We start from the raw sequence: 18,308 nt of genomic DNA, 5'->3' as shown, positions 1-18,308 counted from the left end.
GAACGCCAGCAAGCAGAGAGCGACCAGGGGGCACGCGACGTCATGTGCGGCATTGCCGGCTTCATCAGCGCCGATCGCGGCTGCGACGATCCGCGGGGCCAGATCTGCGGCATGCTGACCGCAATCGCCCATCGCGGGCCGGACGGCGCCGGCTATGTGCTCGACGACGGACTGGCCATGGGCACGGTGCGGCTGGCGATCCTCGATCCGGCCGCCGGCATACAGCCGATCAGCGACGAGAGCGGGCGCTACTGGCTCTGCTACAACGGCGAGGTCTACAATTATCGGGAGCTGCGCGAGACGCTTGTCGGCCTCGGCCACGTCTTCCGCACGGACTGCGACACCGAAGTCGTGCTGCGCGCCTGGATGGCCTGGGGCCCGGATTGCCTGAAGCGCTTCAACGGCGGTTTCTCCTTCGCGCTCTACGACCGCCGGCAGAAGGAGCTGTTTCTCGCCCGCGACCGCTACGGCAAGCGCCCGCTGTTCCTCGCCCGCCACGGCGAGACGATTCTCTTCGCCTCCGAGATGAAGGCGTTCCTGGCCGTTCCCGGCTTCTGGTTCGAGCAGGATCCCGAGCAGTTCGCCTCCATTCTCGGCCAATGGACGCCGCTGCCGCACCAGTCGGGCTTTCGCGGCATCGAGAGCCTGCCCATGGGAGAATGGGCAAGGGTGCGCGAAGGCCGGATCGAGCGCTTCGTCTATGACGAGCTGTCCTTCGCACCCAGCGAGACCATCTCCAGCGAGCACGAGGCGGTCGAGCGGATCCGCGCGCAGCTCACCGACGCCGTTTCCCTGCGGCTGCGCAGCGACGTGGAGGTCGGCGTCTATCTCAGCGGCGGGGTGGATTCGGCCATCGTCGCCGCGCTCGCCCGCGAGCTGACCCCGCATCCGCTCTCCACGTTCTCGGTCGAGTTCGAGGATGCGGAGTTCGACGAGTCGGCAGAACAGCGGCTCGTCGCGGAGCATCTGGGCACCCGCCATCATGCCCGTCGCATCAGCCATGCCGACATCGCCGAGGCCTGCCCCGATGCGGTCTATCACGCGGAGGTGCCGGCCTTCCGCAGCGCCTTCATCCCCATGTTCCTGCTGTCGCAGCGCACCCGCGAGGCCGGCATCAAGGTGATCCTCAGCGGCGAAGGCGCCGACGAAGCGTTCCTCGGCTACGACCTGTTCAAGGAAACGCTGCTGCGCGCCGCGTGGAACGAGCTTCCCGAGGACATGCGCCGGAGCCGGCTGGAGCGGCTCTACCCGCACCTTGCCCATTACGGGCCGAAGGACATCGCCGCCGTCACCGGGCTCTACCATCAGTTCTCGGCCGAGAAGATGCCGGGCCTCTTCTCTCACGAGCTGCGCTTCCAGAACGGCCAGTTTTCGGCCCGCCTGCTGAGCGCGCCCGGCGATCCCTTCGCCGAGATTTCGGCGCTTGTCGCCGGCAATCCGGCGTTCGGCTCGATGAGCGCGGTCGAGAAGGCCCAGTGGCTAGAATACAAGACCCTGCTGCCTGGTTACCTGCTGTCGACCCAGGGCGACCGCATGAGCCTTGCCCATGGGGTGGAGAACCGCTGCCCGTTCCTCGATCCGTCGGTGATCGGGCTCGCCTCCTCGGTCAACCTGCGCTTCGACGACGGGTTCACCGAGAAGCGGCTGTTGCGCGATGCCTTCCGCGACCGGCTGCCGGGCGCGGTCGCCGACAAGCGCAAGTTCCCGTACCGGGCGCCGGACGCCGCAGCCTTCGCGGCGTGCCGGCCCGACTATCTCGATCTCGTCCTGTCGGAGAGCGAGCTGGCGAACCTGCCCTTCCTCAATGCCAAGTTCGCCCAGCGCCTTGCCACGAAGGTGCTGACCAAGCCGGCCGAGGAGGTCAGCACGAAGGAAAACCAGACCTTCCTGTTCCTGCTGTCCATCGCCCTGCTCGACCGGTTCTTCGTGCAGCGGCAGGGGCTGGCGCACACAGGCGGGTCAAGTGTCCTGCCGCCCCTGCAACGCGCGGTGGACCTGCGTGCGGAGGCTGCGCCTCACGCCTCCCAGGGGAACTTTGCGTCCCTCACGTAGCGGCGGATGTCGGCCCGGATCTGCGGATCGGCGAACATCTCGCGATTGGCGGCAAGCGCTGCTTCGCGCTGGCCCTCAAGGTCGTCGAGCCCTGCGGCCGCATGCGTCTTGAAGCGGGCGATGCCCGCCCGCCCCGGCAGCCGCAGCCGCATCAGATGCTGGCGCAACAGCTCGTCGGCCCGTTCGCCAAGCGCATCGACAAGCCCGAAGGACAGGGCATCGCGCGCTCCCACCGGCCGCGTCATCAAGGTCATGTAGCGGGCGCGCTGCGCCCCGACCCGGCGCGCCAGGAACGGCATCACGCAGGCCGGAAACAGGCCGAACAGCAGCTCGGACAGGGCAAAGCTCGCGCTCTCGTCCGCCAGCACGATATCGGCCGCGGCGGCCAGTCCGACGCCGCCGGCATTGGCCCTGCCCCGCACCACGCTGACCGTGACGAAGGGCCCGCGCGCCATACGCAGCCACAGATCGTAGAGGGGCGCAGGGTCCATTGGCACGGCATCCTCCGCGACGGCATCGAAATCTCCGCCCATGCAGAAGACATCGTCGTTGCCTTCCAGCACCACGACCGTAACCGCGCGGCCATCCGGCCCCTCGTCCGCCTCGCAAAGGTCGAAGGCGGCGTGCAGCTCTTGCACCATCTGCGGCGTGATGCTGTTGCCCGCCTCCGGCCGGACGAAGCGGATGCGGCAGATGCCCTGCGCGATGCTGCAGGAAATCGTCGAGAACCCGCTCATATCGCCTCTCCCTCCGGCGCCCCGAAGACCAGCGCGACATTGGTGCCGCCGAAACCGAAGGAGAACTTCAATGCGTGGCGGATGCGGTGCTCCTGCGCCGCGCCCCGTACCCAGCGAAAAGCCTCATCCAGCGGCGCATCGAGATGAAGCGTCGGGTGCAGCAGCCCCTCGCGCATCTGGATCAGCAGGGCAGCGGCCTCGACCGCGCCGGCCGCGCTCAGCCCATGCCCGATGATCGACTTGGTGGCGTTGACCAGCGCGTGACCGAGGCCAAGCCTGCGCATGGTGGCGAGCTCCGCCTCGTCGCCGGATGGCGTTCCCGTGGCATGGCCGTTGACGTAGTCGATGTCGGCAGCCACCAGTCCGGCCGCGGCCAGCGCGTCTTGCGCGGCACGGACCTGCGCGTCGGAATTCGGCTCCGGGCCGCGGCTGCCATCGGTGCAAAAGCCCGTTCCAAGCACGCGGCCATAGACCGTGCCTGCGGAATGTTCCGACCGGGTGACGACGAGCGCGGCGCAGGCCTCGCCATAGAGGAAGCCGTCATGACCCGTGTCCATCGGCCGGCAGACCGGCCCGGCGCCCAGCGCACCGAGCGCCCGGAAGCCTTGCAGGTCCATCAGGGAGACGTCCTGCAACGCGCCGAGGGCGATGCAGGCATCGACCCTGCCGCTCCGCACGGCCTCGACCGCCTCGACGATGGCGGCCGCGCCGCTCGCCGAGGCCGCTCCGATCGTGTGGGCAAAGCCGCGGATGGGAAACTGCGAGGCGCACAGGCCGCAGATATCGGTGTCTAGGAAGACGTGGCCGTGTCGCGGCGGCAGGAAGTCGAGCCGGTCGGCGTATTCGCGCAGGCTCAAGAGCTGCTCGCGCGCCATCAGGTTCGACCCGCCGACGATCAGGCCGATCCGCTCGGGCATCACATGGTCCAGCCCCGCTTCGCGCCAGGCCTCGTCCAGGACGGCGACCGCCGCACGCCCGCTCAGGCCCGCGGTGCGCTCGACCCGGGGCGGCAGAATGGAGGGAGGATCGGGCATCTCGACGCCGAAGAACGGCGGGCTGCCGTCGCCGCGCTGCCGGCCGGGACGGGCAAGCGGCGCGAAAACGCTCCGCCCCTCGAACAGTCCGGCGCGGAACGCATCCTTGCCGTGGCCGAGACCGCTGGCGACCCCGATGCCGGTGACAACGAGCGAGTGCAGGTCAGGCCTTGGACTTGGCATGCAGGAGATCGGCCAGCTCGCCGATGTTGCGCGGGCCGTGCAGCTGGACCATCGGCACCTTCACGCCGATGGCCTCCAGCGTCGCCAGGATGATCTCGCTGCGCTCGATGGAGTCGACCCCGAGATCGGCCATGGAATCGGCGCGGGTGATGGGCTGCGCCTCCAGCTCCGGCACGGTGCTGCGGATCTCGGCAATGATGATCTCGGCAATCCGGTCGCTGTCCAACTCGCCCCCTTTTCCAGGTTCTGCCGCTGTTGCGACAGCCCGGCTCAGATCCAGATGTACTTGCGGTGGTAGCCGACGACCGCATCCAGCACAAGCCGATCGCCGGCCGCATCAACCGGCCAGGCGTCTGGCACGATCTGGTGGTTCAGCTCGGCATCCTTCGTGCCGAAGCGCACGACGCTCTCGCCGCGCAGCAGCATCTCGTATTCCTCGATCGTGAGGCGATGGCGGCGGTCCAGCGCCTGCGGGATGCGCATCGCGCGCAGACGCTCGCCGCTCTCCGGCGTCACCACGCCGCTGTAGAACTCCGAGCAGCAGCCCGAACCGTAGGAGAACAGTCCGACCCGCATTGGCGCATCGATTGCCACCGTCTCCAGCATGCCGGCAAGCGCCACGAAGACCGAGCCGCCCGCGGTGTTGCCGACCCGCTTGCCGAAGGCAAGGCTCGCCGCCAGGCGCGCCTGAAAGTCCGCCTCGATCTCCTTGGGCGGCGCCTTGTAGAGCCGGCGCATCAGGTGCCGGTGGGCGCCCTTGACCATGCCGCCGAACGGCGTGTGGAAGCACAGCTGGCCGAAGCTTTCGCGAAAGTCCGCATTCTCCACCCGGCGGCTGTAGTCGCGGAACGCGCCCTCGCAGCAGTCGAGATAGGCCATCAGCGACAGGTCCGCATCGCCCGCCTCCGTATCGGGACCCGGACGGCAGGTGTCCATCACCTCGAAGGCGTGGTTACCGTAGGCCCCTGCATCGATGCGCAGGACATGCGGCGTATCGGAGACCAGCATCGCCACCGCGCCGGCGCCGGAGCTCGGCTCCGAATAGGCCCATTCCTCCACTGCCCCGGCGTCGGCGAGCGCGAAGCGGGAAATGTCGGTCGCCACCACCAGGGCCTTGGCGCCGGGCGAGGTCTGGGCGAGCAGGAAATTCACCGCCATCTGCAAGCCGGCCGTACCGGAGTAGCAGGCCTGCTTGATCTCGAAGAGCCGGCAGTTGGACGGCAGGTCCAGATGCGCATGCACATAGGTGCTGAGCGACTTTCCGAAGTCGATACCGGACTCGGTGCAGGTCACCACCATCTCGATGCGGGCCCGCTCCTCCGGCGCCAGCGCATCGATCAACGGCCGGGCCGCATTCACCGCGAAGGTGACCGGGTCCTCGTAAGGCAGCGCCACCGTCTTTTCCTGAACCAAGAGGTTCTCGAACCGGGGCATGTCGAGCCCGCGATGCAGGCACAGTTCCTTCACGTCGAGGCAGGCCATGCCGCCATAGACGTTCATCGCCTCGATACCGACCGCACGGGTCATGCAGCACCTCCAACGCGCACCGGCAGCCGGCCGAGCCCACGGGCGTTGAGCCGGTCGAGCCGCCATTCGGGCTCGCCGGCCAGTTCGATGGAGCCGTAGCGGTCCAACAGCGCGGAAAAGGCGATATGCGCCTCGAGCCGGGCCAGCGGCGCGCCGATGCACACATGCGGGCCCGAGCCGAAGGTGAGCTGGGCATTGGCCGGCCGGCCGATATCCACCTCGTCGGCGCGCTCGAACCGGGCCGGATCGCGGTTGATGGCGCCGACAAGGCCGAGCACCGGGGCGCCGGCCGGGATCAGCGTGCTTTCGACCTCGACATCCTCGCGCGCCACCCGCAGGATCATGTTGCCGCCAGGCTCCATGCGCAGGAACTCCTCGATGGCGGTACGCAGCAGGCTCCGGTCGGCGCGCAGCCGCGCCATCTCGCCCGGATGCCGGAGCAGCAGCAGCAGGCCGTTGCCGATCAGCGTCACCGTGGTCTCGTGGCCTGCGACCAGCATGGAGACGAGATTGGTCAGCGTCTCCTCCTCGTCGAGCGTGCCGTCGTCATGGGCGCGGATCGCAAGGTCCATCAGGCTGTCGCCCGGCCGGGCCCGGCGGGCGGCGACGTGCTCGCGCAGGAAGGCCTTGAACTCGGTCAGCGCCTCGAGCGCTTCGCTCTTCTGGTCCGGCGTCATCAGGATATCGCCGATGCGGATCAGCGAGGCGCTCCAGCGCCCGACCGTCTCGTCGAGGCTCTGGGGAATGTCGAAGAGCTTGCACAGGACCCGCAGCGGCAGGGGACCAGCAAAGGCCTCGATGAAATCGACCGTGCCCTCGCGAGGCATCGCATCAAGCAGTTGCGCGGCTTCGGCCTCGACAAGGGCGCCGACATCGCGCACCGCCTGCGAGCGGAAAGCCGGCTCGTAGACCTTGCGCATGCGCGCATGCTCCGCGCCGTCGCAATTGATCATCTGCGGCTGGAACTCGCTGAACAGCCGGTAGCCGACGGGGTCGTGCACCCGGTAATCGGGCGCGGTCCATCCGTTCTTCCAGTGGCGGGTGTCGCGGCCGAGTTCCGAGGACTTCGCGACCTTCAGGAAGGCGCGGTGCCCGAGCACGAAATAGACGCCGGACGCCTCGTCGAGATGAACGGGGCCGAGCGCCTGCAGCCGCTTCAGCTCGTCATAAGGGTTCTCCAGGAACGCCCGGTCGGTCAGGATCGACCACCAGTCGATCCCCTCGCCCGTCGCAGCAGCCCCTTGCTCGCTCATGCGCCCCGCCCGCTCCTATCGCGCCGCGTAGATGTGAAACACCGCGGCCCCGCCTTCGGCAAGCGGATGCGTGTCGGTCGTCACCCGATAGCCGCGCGCCGCCAGCCCGGACGCGATCTCTTCCAGTTTCGGCCGGCCCAGATGCACCTCGACCATCAGCTGGCGGATGCGCGGCCAGTCGGCCTCCTTGATGCCGGCAAGCACCTCCTCCTCGGCGCCTTCCGTATCGATCTTCAGAAGGTCGATCGCCTCGACACCGTAGGCTGCCATCTGCGACGACACGGTGTCGATGCGGGCCCGCACCCGCTCCACCCGGAGCAGCGTATCGAGAAAGCCCTCCGTCTGCGCCAGTTCGCCGGCACCGGTGCGCTCGATCACGGCGCGCACCGCCTCGCCGGCGCTTCCCGTGAGAAGGTCGCGAATGCCGCCGGCCATCCGCTCGCCGACCTCGCTATGCGCGGTCGACAATGCGGCAACGCCGGGAAAATAGTCGAACTCCACCTCGCCGGCCGTGGCGCCAAGCCCCAGCGGCACGGCAAGGGCCTGCGGCCCGGCGGCCTCCAGGTTGCGTTCCAGCGCGGCAAAGACCTGCGGCACCGGCTCGAAGGCGATGATACGCGCGGACGGCGCCTGCTGGAGCGCATAGAGCGAGAACAGGCCGATATTCGCGCCGACATCGAAGATCGTTCCGTCCTGCGGCGGGCTCAGGCCATGCGCTGCAAGGTCCTGCGAAAAGATCTCATGCACTGCAAAATCAACCTCGTAGGGGTTGATGCAGGCGATTTCCCGGCCGTCGGGCAGAAGCGCAGTCTTCAAGGTCACGGGATCGTCCGTCGCCGAAGGGGAATCATAACGCGCCTCAAGGGGTTGACGTCGGTAGCGAGTGTTCCCCATGTGAAAACAGGGGTCAAGGAACGATCCCGGACATGGTTCCCGGCAAGGCCCCCGCATGAAACTTCGCGCCATCAGCGACCTGCATCTCGCCAGCCCGGCAAACCGCGACGCCCTTGTCGCGCTGCCGGACTATTCCGACGACTGGCTGATTCTGGCCGGCGATGTCGGCGAGCGGTTCGAGCACATGCGCCTTGCCTTCACCGAGCTGACACGCCGCTTCGCGCGTGTGTTCTGGGTTCCGGGCAATCACGACCTGTGGGCAATTCCGGAGGAGACGGGGCTGCCCGCGCTGGTGGGCGAGGAGCGCTACCGCCGCCTCGTCGAGACGGCGCGCGCGCATGGCGTCGTCACCCCGGAAGACCCGTACGAGATCTGGACCGGCGACGGCGGCCCCTGCGCCATCGCGCCGTTGTTCCTGCTCTACGACTACAGTTTCCGCCCGGCGCATGTCAGCCGCGACGGCGTCGTCGGCTGGGCGCGCGAGATGGGCTCGGTCTGCGCCGACGAGATGTTCCTCAATCCCGCCCCCTTCGCCTCGCGCGAGGCCTGGTGCAGCGAGCGCCTGCGGCAGACGGAGGCGCGACTGGCCGCCCTGCCCCCGGACATGCCGACGGTGCTGATCAACCATTTTCCGCTGCGCGAGGATCTCATCCACATTCCGCGCGCGCCGCGCTTCACGCCCTGGTGCGGGACGCGGGCGACAGCCGACTGGCACCGGCGGTTCAACGCACGCGCCGTGGTCTCCGGCCATCTGCATGTGCGGCGCACCGACTGGCGCGACGGAACCCGCTTCGAGGAAGTCTCGCTCGGCTACCCGCGCCAATGGGACCAGTCGCGCGGCATGGCCGCCTATATCCGCGAGGTGCTGCCCGGCCCCGATCAGGCCGAGGACGAACTCGCCGCGCCGAGGTTCCGCAAGTAGTCGAGGGGCGCCTCGCCGATCTCCATCGACAGGCGCTCGGGATGGGGATGGCGCACGCCGACGGCAAGCTTGTGCCGGTCCGTCGGCCGCAGATGCCGGAAGCGCCAGAGCGCTGCATCGTCCGCCTCGATATCGTCGAAGCGGATCACCGGCGGCTCCAGGGTGAAGGCGAAGGCATCGAGCGGCTGCGACAGCCCCTTGCCGATGGCCTTCACATAGGCCTCCTTCAGCGTCCAGAAGGTGAGGAAGATCTCGGTCTTGCGCTCGCTCGGCGTTGCGGCCAGCAGCGCGCGCTCATCCGCAGCGAAGACGCGTTTCGCCAGCTGATCAACATCGTTGACCCGCTCCAGCCACTCCACATCGACGCCAACATCGTTGTCGACCGTCAGGGCGACGGCTGCCAGTTCCCGCGTGTGGGACAGGTTCACCCGAAGACGCGGCAGGCCGGGCGGCGGCGTCACCTCGGGCTTGCCATGATCGCCGGCGATGAAGCGCCAGTCGCGTGCCGGCAGGCCCGTCCACCAGGTCAGGAGGCCGCGCGTCAGCGCATGGGCGGCGATGTAGACGTCTCGATCGCGGTCGAAATGGAAACGGGTCGAGCGCTCCAGTTCGCTGTCTTCCAGCAGGCTTTCAAGCAGCTGCCAGTCGTCCTCGCGAATGCTCTTCAGGTCCAGCCACCAAACCGTGACGTGATCGACGCCCGCCTCGAGCTTGTCGCGAAAGGGCGGGCCGTGCGAGATAGAGCCCTCCTGCTTCGCACCGCCCTGCCAGGATTCCTGCATGCCGCCTGCTCCGTCGTCCCTGCCGATCGTCTTCTGCTTCGCCGGCCAGGGCTCCCAGTACTACCACATGGCCGCTGACCTTCTTGCCGAAGAACCGGTGTTCAGGCAATGGATGGAAATCGGCGACGCCATCGTGCGCGACCGGCACGGCGTCTCGCCGCTCGCCGAAATCCATGCGAGCGGACGGCGCGCCAGCGAGCCCTTCGACCGGCTGGAGCACACCCATCCGGCGATCTTCATGACCCAGTTCGCCATGGCCAAGCTGCTGCAGCACAAGGGTATCCGCCCCGACATGCTGCTGGGCGTCAGCCTCGGGGAATTCGCCGCCATGAGCGTCGCCGGGATGGTGCCGTTCGAGACGGCGCTTGCCGCCGTCGCCCGCCAGCCGCGCCTGTTCCTGGAAAGCTGCGCGCCCGGCGCGCTGATCGCCGTCCTCGGCCCGCCGTCGCTGTGCGAGAGCGAGCCCCGTCTCGGGCACCTTGCCGAGCTTGCCGGCATCAACGCCGAACGCCACCATGTGCTGGCCATGCCGGGCGAGAATGTCGCCGAGGTGGAGGCGATCCTCACCCGGCTCGACGCGCCGTTCCAGCGGCTGCCGGTGCCCTTCGCCTTTCACTCGAGCTGGATCGAGCCCGCGCGCGCCGCCGTCATCGCCGATGCAGCGGCTGAGCGGCTGGAAAGCCCGTTCTGGCCGGTCTGGTCCGCCTGCCTCGGTGCGCCGGTGAAGCCCGGCGTTCCGGATCTTGCCTGGCGGATCGTGCGCGAACCGATGCGGCTCGGTGCCAGCGTTGCGGCCATCGAAGCGCAGGGCGGCGCCCACTACATCGACCTCAGCGCCACGGGAAGCCTTGCGGCCATCATCCGGCAGGACCTCGGCGAGGCGTCGCGCTCGCGCTTCAGCGCGGTGCTGTCGCCCTTCGGCGGCAACCTGCGGCGTCTTGCGAAGCTGCTGGAAACGGCCTGAGCTGTCGACGGCTCAGGCGGCCTTGCGCCGCGCTGCGAGCTCCAGCACGGCCCCGACCGCGACCGGATAGCCCTGCGCGCCCAGCCCTGCGATGACGGCTGTCGCCGTGCGCGAGACCAGCGAGCGGTGATAGATCTCCTCGCGCCGGTGGACGTTGGAGATGTGCAGCTCGATGAGCGGCCCGGGAAACATCTTCAGCGCATCGAGAATGGCGATGGAGGTGAAGGTGAAGGCGGCCGGATTAATGACGATGCCCGCCGCCTCCCGGTCGATCGCCTCGTGGACCCAGTCGATGATCTCGTATTCGCGATTGGACTGGCGGAATTCCAGCGGATGGCCGCCGGCCGCCTCGCGGCACATCGCCTCGACCTCGGCGAGCGTGGTGCGACCGTAGATTTCCGGCTCGCGCGTGCCGAGACGGTTCAGGTTGGGACCGTTGAGGACGTAGATCGGTGCAGACATGGTATCAGCCCTGGTATCCGAAGAGGCGTGGCAGGAAGAGAACGAGATCGGGGAAGAGCGTGATCAGCCCCAATGCGAAGAGCAGCGCGTAGAGGAACGGCATCACCTCGCGCACCAGCGCGCTGAGGCTCACCTTGCCGATATTGGTCATGATGAAGAGCAGCAGGCCGTAGGGCGGCGTGATCAGGCCGATCATGATGTTGACGACGCTGACGATGCCGAAATGCACCAGATCGATGCCAAGCGCCTTGGCGGTCGGGATCAGCACCGGCAGCACGATCAGGATGATCGTCGTGCCCTCCAGCAGGCAGCCGAGCAGCAGCAGCAGGATGTTGACGAGGATCAGGAAGGCGAGCGGCGACAGGTCCAGACCCTGGATGAACACGGTCAGGGTGCGCGGGATGTTCTCCACCGTCACCACGTAGTTGAAGACCAGCGCACCGGCGATCAGCATGCCGATGGAGGCGGTGGTGCGGGCGCTCGACAGGACCGAGCGATAGGCGCTGGCGGGCGTCACCGTCCGGTAGACCAGCGCCGAGATCAGGAAGGCATAGGCGGCAGCGATGGCGGCGGCTTCCGTCGGCGTGGTCATGCCGGAATAGATGCCGCCGAGCAGCACCACCGGCATCATCAGCGCCGGCAGCGCCCTGAAGGTGATGCCGGGGATCTCGCGAAAGGGGACCGGGGTCTCGACCGGAAAGGCGCGCCGGCGCGCGGTCAGCATCACCAGCAGCATCAACGTGCCGCCCATCAGCAGGCCGGGAACCATGCCGCCGAGGAACAGGTAGCCGATGGAGGCATCGGAGACGAGCGCGTAGAGCACCACGGGGATCGAGGGCGGAATGATCGGCCCGATCACCGAGGTCGCGGCCGTCAGGGCGGCTGCAAAGCTCGCCGGATAGCGCCCGCCCTCGGTCATCATCTTCTGCATCATCTTGCCGACGCCGGCCGCATCGGCGATGGCCGAGCCGGACATGCCGGCGAAGATGATCGACTGGATGACGTTGACCTGCGCCAGGCCGCCGCGGAACCGGCCGACCAGCGCATTGCAGAAATCGAGCAGGCGCAGCGTCATCGAGCCGGAATTCATGATCTCGGCCGAGAGGATGAACAGCGGCACGGCGAGCAGCACGTAGCTGGTGTACATGCCGTTCAACAGCTGCTCGGCCGCCGTGCCCATGTCGAGGCCGGCGAGATAGAGATAGAGGATCGAGCCGGCGATCATCGAGTGGCCGATGGGCAGCCCGAGCAGGGCAAGCCCGAGGATCGCGACGATGCAGGCGGCAAAGGGATCGATCACGCCTGCCCCTCCGATGTCGGCGCGGCACTGTTGCCGTCGCGGTCCCTGCCGTCGCTGCCCGAAACGGCGCGCCAGAGGATCCACAGGTAGCGGACGAGCACGGCCACCGCGAAGACCACATAAATCGAGAACAGGTGGTCGAAGCGGATCTTCAGATAGGCGGTCGACTGCACCTTCATGAAGGTCACGTAGTCGACGACGGCCGGCAGCGACAGAAGATAGAGCCCGATCAGGGCGAGAGCGCCAAGGGCCGTCATGATCCGCCGCGCCCGCGGTCCGACGCCGGAATGCAGGAGGTCGAAGCGGATCTCCTCATCCTCGCGCAGGACGAAGGCCGCGCCCCACAGCACCAGCCACAGCCACATCACCACGGTCAGTTCCGAGGTCCAGCCGGTCGGCAGGTTGAGGAGGTAGCGGAAGGCGATCTGCAGCAGGAAGGCGATGAACATCACCGCCAGCATCAGGGCGAGCAGGTTTTCTGCGCGGCGATACAGGAAGCGGCCGATCTGGGCGATCCGCATGCGGGCCTCCGGAGCGTTCGGGGCAAGGGTCGTCAACGGCGCGGCAGACAAGCGGGGGAGGACACGTGCCCTCCCCCGCAGCACCGGTCAAAGTGCGTTGATACGATCGATCAGGCCCTCGGGCCAGTCCTTCGCCAGGTCCGATTCCAGATACATCTTCTGCGCATGGGTGCGGAAGGCATCGACATTCGGCTTGTAGATCTGCAAGCCCTGCTCCTTGAAGAAGGCTGCCAGCTCCTCCTCGCGCTTGATGTGCTCGGCGGTGCTCCAGGCGATGGCCGCGTCGGCGGCTTCCTGCACCTTCGCCTGCTGTTCGGGCGAGAGAGCATTCCAGGTGTCGAGCGAGATCGTCAGCAGGTCATAGCCGACCAGATGCGAGGTCAGGACGATCTGCGACATCACCTCGTAGAACTTCATGTTCTGGACGTTCGGCAGCGGGTTGTCCTGGCCGTCGATGGCACCGGTCTGGAGGCCCGTATAGACCTCGGCATAGGCCATCGGCGTCGGGTTGGCGCCCAGCGCCTGCCCCAGGAACTGCCAGGCATCGCCGCCGGGCATGCGCAGCTTGATGCCGGCCATGTCGGCGGGCGTCTCGATCTTCTTGTCGACGCGCAGGCCCACCTGCCGCGAGCCGAAATAGGTCGGGCCGAGGATCTTCACCTTCAGCCGGTCCTCGACCATCTGCGACATCTCCTTGCCGACATCGCTGGCGAAGAAGGTGCGCAGGTGATCCGCGTCGCGGAAAAGATAGGCCGAGGTCAGCGCCGACCACTCGGGGATCTGGTTGGAGATGTCCTGGGGGGCGATGTTGCCCATCTCCAGGTTGCCGCGCTGCAGGGCGACGAGCTCGGTGCCCTGCTTGAACAGCGTGCCGCCGTAGTAGCCCTGGTAGTCGAAGCCGTCGCCGATACCGTCGGCGAAGCGCTGCATCATCCCGGCCCGGATGTCCTGGTCCGAGAAGACGGCGGAAAAGCGAAGCTGGACCTTGTCCTGGGCCATCGCCGTGGTGGCAAACCCGGCAATCGCCAGCGCAGTGCCGGCCGCGATCAGCGACCGTCGTGTGAAAGTGAACATGGCACTCCTCCCAAGCCATTTTCGTTGACGGAGGCCCGCGTCGCCGGCCCGTCATAGGGGATTCATGCCACTAGAGGGACGCCGCATCAATAGTCGATTGCAAAAATCTATGATATTTTCGATTACATCATTTATCGACCCGACCCTAAACCTCCATCCTGGCGCACAGATGGCTTTCCCCGAAACCGCAGTCCGCCGCCGCCTCGCGCCTTGCGGCCCCGACCTTCCACCACCCCGGCCGGCAACCGCGTTGCCTTGCAGGCGATCCGACATTATCACGATCCTATGAAACACGACGCTTCCGCCACAGACGGCGACCAGACCCAGACGATCGGCGAGAACGCCTATCGCCGGATCCGCACCGACATCATCTTCGGCCGGCTGGCTCCGGGCCAGAAGCTCAAGCTCGACCGGCTGCGCGATGCCTATGGCGCCAGCATCAGCACCCTGCGCGAGATCCTGAACCGCCTGTCGTCGGAAAGCCTCGTCATTGCAGAGGGCCAGCGGGGGTTCGAAGTCGCCCCGGTCTCCGTCGAAAACCTCAAGCAAATCGCGGAATTACGCCTGCTTCTGGAAAGCCATGCGCTGGTGCTGTCCTTCGCTGGCGGCGACATGGAATGGGAAGGCCGGGTGGTCGCGGCCCATCACAAGCTGGCGACGCTGGAGCAGCGGATGCAGGGCGGAGACCGCAGCCAGACCGAGGTCTGGAAGCGCTACGACTGGGAGTTCCATCAGGCGCTGATCTCCGCCTGCGGCTCGGCCGTGCTGATGGAGACCCATGCCGGCGTCTTCGACAAGTACCTGCGCTACCAGATGATCGCCCTGTCCTTCCGCGGCGAGATCGCCGCCGAGGAGCACCGGATCCTGCGCGAATGCGCCATTTCCCGCGATGCCGAGCAGGCGCGGGCAGTGCTCATCCGCCATGTGGAAGGCGGCGTCGAACACGCCCTGGCGACCGGGACGATCCGATAAACACAACCAACGAAACTGAAAATATCGGATAAAAACAAAAACACTCGTTGATAGCTCGCTCACCAGCGACTAACCTCCGGCCATTCGTCACAGACAGCGCCAGAGGGAACCACCATGGCCGTCATCAGGCTCGGCCTCATCGGCGACAACATCGCCCGCTCTCAATCACCCCGCCTGCATGTGGAGGCCGGCCGGCTTTGCGGGCTCGATGTGACCTACGAACGGCTGGTTCCCCGCGATCTCGGGCTGTCCTTCGACGCCGTGTTCCGGCGCTGCGTCGAGGAGGGCTATCGGGGCATCAACATCACCTACCCCTACAAGGAGCAGGTGGTCGCGCAGCTTGTCGTACCCGACGCGCGCATCCGCGCCATCGGCGCCTGCAACACCGTGCTGTTCGGTCCAGGCCGGCCGGAGGGACACAACACGGACCATTCCGGCTTCATCTCGGCCTTTCGCGCCGGCTTCGGAGCCGCCTCGCCCGGCCGCGTGGCGATGATCGGCGCCGGCGGGGTCGGCAAGGCCATCGCCTTCGCGCTTTCAACGCTGGGTGCCGGGGACCTTCGGATCTTCGACCGGGACAGCACACGCGCGGCTGCCCTTGCCCGCGCCTTGCGCGAGGGCGGCATCCTGCCCGGCGCGCGCCATGTGGAGACGGCGGAAGAGGCGGCGGAGGGAGCCGACGGCTTCCTCAACTGCACCCCCGTCGGCATGGTCGGCAATCCGGGAAGCCCCATCGATACCGGCCTGATGCGCGGCGCGTCCTGGGCGTTCGACGCGGTCTACACGCCCATCGACACCGCCTTCCTGGCGGGTGCGCAAGCGGCCGGCGCGACGATCATCAGCGGCTACGAGCTGTTCTTCCACCAGGGGATCGACGCGTTCCGCCATTTCACCGGCGCCGAAGTCGACCCGAGGGCCCTGCGTGATGCGCTGGCCGCGCAGGACGCTGCACCGGAGGCCGTCAGCGCCCGGCCATGATGTCCCGCAGGAACTCGATGAAGCGCGGATTGGTGCCGTAGGCGACATTGATCCGGATCGCCGCGCGGCCGCGCCCTGCCCGGTCCGGCGCCGAACGATCGGGCGTGAACACGCTTCCGGGTGCCAGAAAGATGCTGCGCTCGGCCGCCTTGCGGCAGAGCTCCAGCTCGTCGATGCCTTCGGGAAACTCCGTCCAGAGATAGAAGCCCGGCGTCACGCTGGCGCGCACCGTCAGCCCCAGCGCCTCCATCTGGTCGAGCGAGGCCTTGTGCGCCTCCTCCACGCGCGCCCTCAGCCGGCGCAGGTGCCGCAGGTAGTGGCCGTCCTGGATCAGCTTGAAGACGAAGCGCTCGACATAGTCGGACGTTGCGACTGTCGTCAGCATCTTGAGATTGCCGAGCGAGGAGATGATCGACGGGTGCCCGGCGACGAAGCCGCAGCGCAGGCTCGCCGACAGGGTCTTGGAAAAGGTGCCGACATAGAGCACGCGGTTGAGCTGGTCGAGCGCGGCAAGGCGCGGCAGCGTCGCCGGCAGGATGTCGCCGAGCACATCGTTCTCCACAAGCAGGAAGCCCCAGCGTTCGGCAAGCCGCATCAGCCCGAAGGCCACCGCCGGCGACAGCGAGCCGCCGGTCGGATTGTGGGCCAGCGACTGGGTGAAGAAGATCTTCGGACGGTGGATGGCGAGCTTCGCGGCAAGGTCATCGAGGTCCGGCCCGTCATGCAGGCGGCGGATGCCGACCATCTTCGCCTTGGCCAGCGTCAGCTTGCCGAACAGCGGATAGTAGCCGGGATCGTCGACGAAGACCGTATCGCCGGGCTCGATCAGGTGTCGGATGATCAGGTCGACACCGTGATTGACCCCGTGGGTGAGCAGCAATCCGTCCGGCTGCACCGCGATGGCCCGCTCCATGAGCAGGACGCGCAGGCGCTCGCGCAAGGGCGCATAGCCCCAGGAGCTGCCATAGCCGAAATCGACGGAGGCGGGGCCGGCAGCCTTGAACACCGAGAAATAGCGCTTGAGCTCCGAGCCCTCCATCCAAAGCGGCGGCGGGCGGCCGTCGCCGGGGCGCACCTCGTAATGCTGGTCGAGCTGTTCGCGCAGCAGGGAGACCACATCGACAGCGGCGGCGACATGGGCGGCGGGCGGCACCTGGCGCGGCGGCTGGAACTGGGCGACGTAGTATCCGGACCCGGCCCGCGATTCGAGCAGGCCCCGCGCCACCAGCCGGTCGTAGGCCTCGGCCATGGTGTTCTTCGAAACGCCGTGTTCGCGCGCAGCCTGGCGCACGGACGGCAGCCGCTCGCCTGCCTTGTAGGCGCCCGCGGACAGCAACCCGCTGACATGCTGGACGATCGTGTCTGCTCGTGAAAGCCGCGCCATCTGCCGTTTCCCGACCACTGTCCCAGTATTAAAATTGGGACAGTCATCGCAAAATTGACAGCAACTGTCCCTTGATTGTCCCAGTCATTCTTATGACAGTTCGCGGAGATAAAAAACCAGCTATCCGGGAGGATGCACATGAAGGATGTTTCCAGACGCCGTTTTCTCGCCGCTTCCGCCATTGGCGGTGGCGCGCTTGCCATGCCCGCGGTCGCCCGCGCGCAGGAAGCCGTCACGTGGCGCATGCAGGCTCTGTGGGACGGTGGCACCACGCCGTTCGAATTCGAGAAGGCCTTTGTCGCCCGCGTTGCGGAGCTGACCGACGGCAAGTTCGACATCAAGCTGTTCTCGGCCGGCCAGCTGGTCCCGGCGGCGCAGGCCTTCGACGCGGTGCGTAGCGGCGCGTTCCAGATGATGAAGACCTTCGACGGCTACGAGGCCGGCAAGATCCCGTCCTTCGCCTTCACCTCGACCATTCCCTTCGGCTTCCCGGATCCCGACCAGTACGAGGCGTGGTTCTACGAGCTCGGCGGCCTCGACATGGCCCGCGAGGCCTACGGCAAGGCCGGCCTGTTCTACATCGCCCCGACCGTCTACGGCGAAGAGCCGATGCACTCGACCGTCAAGATCGAGAGCATTGCCGACATGGCCGGCAAGAAGGGCCGCTTCGTGGGCCTCGCCTCCGCGGTGATGGGCGACCTCGGCGTTGCCGTGACCCCGATGGCGACCGCCGACGTCTATTCCGGCCTCGAGAAGGGCCTGATCGACTTCGCCGACCGCGGCGACCTGACCGCCAACTTCGAGGCGGGCCTTGCCGAGGTGGCCAAGTTCATCATCCTGCCGGGCGTGCACCAGCCGACGACCGCCACCAGCTACGTGGCCAACACGGCCGCCTACGAGGCCCTGCCGGCCTCGTTCAAGGCCGCGCTTGCGGTCGCGGCCCGCGAGATCTCCGGTTCGCTGCGCCAGCGCATCATCGTCCAGGACACGATCGTCCTCGACAAGTATCGCGAGAAGGGCGTCGAGATCATCCGTCTCGACCCGGCCGACATCGCCGAAGCGCGCAGCAAGGCCGTCACCTCGTGGAAGACCGCGACCAAGGGCGACGCGCTGGCGACCAAGATCGTCGAGAGCCAGACCGCCTTCATGCAGTCTTTGGGGCTCCTCTGAGCCTTTCCTACCGGGCGGGCGGCGCGCTTGCGTCGCCCGCCGTTTTGCTGCGTCCTGCCTGACCCACAGCAGACGGTCACCGACAGCAGGCTTTTCTTC

18 protein-coding genes are annotated in these 18,308 nt (G+C 67.3%); 6 read left to right on the top strand and 12 right to left on the bottom strand.

Going from position 1 to position 18,308, the window contains the following annotated elements:
- Positions 1 to 42: 42 nt before the first annotated feature.
- Positions 43 to 2,052 carry an asparagine synthase (glutamine-hydrolyzing) gene (asnB, locus tag H7H34_RS06405; protein WP_185924629.1) on the top strand — a complete coding sequence of 670 codons (2,010 nt, stop codon included), beginning with the start codon at positions 43 to 45 and terminating at the stop codon, positions 2,050 to 2,052.
- Here the strand turns inward: asnB and H7H34_RS06400 are convergent.
- From H7H34_RS06400 to H7H34_RS06375, 6 genes are read right to left on the bottom strand one after another with little or no spacing between them, the layout of a single operon-like run.
- Entirely contained in the window at positions 2,016 to 2,789 is a 774-nt protein-coding gene (locus H7H34_RS06400) for an enoyl-CoA hydratase/isomerase (protein WP_185924628.1), read from the bottom strand. The two genes, asnB and H7H34_RS06400, sit on opposite strands and share 37 nt — an antisense overlap.
- On the bottom strand, positions 2,786 to 4,006 hold the full coding sequence (locus tag H7H34_RS06395) for a beta-ketoacyl synthase N-terminal-like domain-containing protein (RefSeq protein WP_185924627.1): 1,221 nt from the start codon (positions 4,004 to 4,006) through the stop codon (positions 2,786 to 2,788). The genes H7H34_RS06400 and H7H34_RS06395 overlap by 4 nt, the downstream gene beginning before the upstream one ends.
- Positions 3,987 to 4,232, bottom strand: coding sequence for an acyl carrier protein (locus H7H34_RS06390; protein ID WP_185924626.1), 246 nt, complete (start codon positions 4,230 to 4,232; stop codon positions 3,987 to 3,989). Before H7H34_RS06390 ends, H7H34_RS06395 begins: the two co-directional genes overlap by 20 nt.
- A 44-nt stretch (positions 4,233 to 4,276) precedes the next feature.
- Complete coding sequence (locus tag H7H34_RS06385) at positions 4,277 to 5,533, bottom strand: hydroxymethylglutaryl-CoA synthase family protein (RefSeq protein ID WP_185924625.1); 1,257 nt, start codon at positions 5,531 to 5,533, stop codon at positions 4,277 to 4,279.
- Entirely contained in the window at positions 5,530 to 6,786 is a 1,257-nt protein-coding gene (locus tag H7H34_RS06380; protein WP_185924624.1) for a cytochrome P450, read from the bottom strand. The genes H7H34_RS06385 and H7H34_RS06380 overlap by 4 nt, the downstream gene beginning before the upstream one ends.
- A 15-nt stretch (positions 6,787 to 6,801) precedes the next feature.
- Positions 6,802 to 7,608, bottom strand: a complete 807-nt coding sequence (locus H7H34_RS06375) for an FkbM family methyltransferase (RefSeq protein WP_185924623.1) — start codon at positions 7,606 to 7,608, stop codon at positions 6,802 to 6,804.
- A gap of 127 nt (positions 7,609 to 7,735) precedes the next feature.
- On the opposite strand from H7H34_RS06375, the gene H7H34_RS06370 reads away from it, so the two are divergent.
- A complete protein-coding gene (locus tag H7H34_RS06370) occupies positions 7,736 to 8,602 on the top strand; it encodes a metallophosphoesterase family protein (protein ID WP_185924622.1) in 867 nt (288 codons plus the stop codon).
- Here H7H34_RS06370 and H7H34_RS06365 read toward each other — a convergent pair.
- Positions 8,560 to 9,384 (bottom strand): 4'-phosphopantetheinyl transferase family protein, encoded by an 825-nt coding sequence (locus H7H34_RS06365; RefSeq protein WP_185924621.1) that lies wholly within the window; start codon positions 9,382 to 9,384, stop codon positions 8,560 to 8,562. The genes H7H34_RS06370 and H7H34_RS06365 overlap by 43 nt on opposite strands.
- Between H7H34_RS06365 and H7H34_RS06360 the strand changes: the two genes are divergently transcribed.
- Positions 9,383 to 10,348, top strand: coding sequence for an acyltransferase domain-containing protein (locus H7H34_RS06360; RefSeq protein ID WP_185924620.1), 966 nt, complete (start codon positions 9,383 to 9,385; stop codon positions 10,346 to 10,348). The genes H7H34_RS06365 and H7H34_RS06360 overlap by 2 nt on opposite strands.
- A 12-nt stretch (positions 10,349 to 10,360) precedes the next feature.
- On the opposite strand, the gene H7H34_RS06355 is transcribed toward H7H34_RS06360, so the two are convergent.
- The 4 genes from H7H34_RS06355 to H7H34_RS06340 form a co-directional block, all read right to left on the bottom strand.
- The gene (locus tag H7H34_RS06355; RefSeq protein ID WP_097175560.1) at positions 10,361 to 10,810 is read right to left on the bottom strand and encodes a type II 3-dehydroquinate dehydratase; all 450 of its coding nucleotides are present in this window, start codon (positions 10,808 to 10,810) and stop codon (positions 10,361 to 10,363) included.
- 4 nt (positions 10,811 to 10,814) lie between these two features.
- Positions 10,815 to 12,107, bottom strand: a complete 1,293-nt coding sequence (locus H7H34_RS06350; protein ID WP_185926459.1) for a TRAP transporter large permease — start codon at positions 12,105 to 12,107, stop codon at positions 10,815 to 10,817.
- A complete protein-coding gene (locus tag H7H34_RS06345) occupies positions 12,107 to 12,631 on the bottom strand; it encodes a TRAP transporter small permease (RefSeq protein WP_067221757.1) in 525 nt (174 codons plus the stop codon). Before H7H34_RS06345 ends, H7H34_RS06350 begins: the two co-directional genes overlap by 1 nt.
- A gap of 87 nt (positions 12,632 to 12,718) precedes the next feature.
- Positions 12,719 to 13,705 carry a sialic acid TRAP transporter substrate-binding protein SiaP gene (locus H7H34_RS06340; protein ID WP_067221756.1) on the bottom strand — a complete coding sequence of 329 codons (987 nt, stop codon included), beginning with the start codon at positions 13,703 to 13,705 and terminating at the stop codon, positions 12,719 to 12,721.
- Positions 13,706 to 13,990: 285 nt separating this feature from the next.
- On the opposite strand from H7H34_RS06340, the gene H7H34_RS06335 reads away from it, so the two are divergent.
- Both H7H34_RS06335 and H7H34_RS06330 read left to right on the top strand, forming a co-directional pair.
- Positions 13,991 to 14,677, top strand: a complete 687-nt coding sequence (locus tag H7H34_RS06335) for a GntR family transcriptional regulator (protein WP_067221755.1) — start codon at positions 13,991 to 13,993, stop codon at positions 14,675 to 14,677.
- 114 nt (positions 14,678 to 14,791) lie between these two features.
- Complete coding sequence (locus H7H34_RS06330; RefSeq protein ID WP_185924619.1) at positions 14,792 to 15,655, top strand: shikimate dehydrogenase family protein; 864 nt, start codon at positions 14,792 to 14,794, stop codon at positions 15,653 to 15,655.
- Here the strand turns inward: H7H34_RS06330 and H7H34_RS06325 are convergent.
- Entirely contained in the window at positions 15,639 to 17,039 is a 1,401-nt protein-coding gene (locus H7H34_RS06325) for an aminotransferase-like domain-containing protein (RefSeq protein WP_185924618.1), read from the bottom strand. The genes H7H34_RS06330 and H7H34_RS06325 overlap by 17 nt on opposite strands.
- Before the next feature lie 138 nt (positions 17,040 to 17,177).
- Between H7H34_RS06325 and dctP the strand changes: the two genes are divergently transcribed.
- Positions 17,178 to 18,209 carry a TRAP transporter substrate-binding protein DctP gene (dctP, locus tag H7H34_RS06320; RefSeq protein ID WP_185924617.1) on the top strand — a complete coding sequence of 344 codons (1,032 nt, stop codon included), beginning with the start codon at positions 17,178 to 17,180 and terminating at the stop codon, positions 18,207 to 18,209.
- Positions 18,210 to 18,308 lie beyond the last annotated feature (99 nt).

This window comes from Stappia sp. 28M-7 (genome assembly GCF_014252955.1).
In the GTDB taxonomy this organism is placed as follows: domain Bacteria; phylum Pseudomonadota; class Alphaproteobacteria; order Rhizobiales; family Stappiaceae; genus Stappia.
The sequence above is the reverse complement of the archived record's forward strand: the minus strand, read 5'-3'. Positions and strand labels throughout refer to the sequence as shown.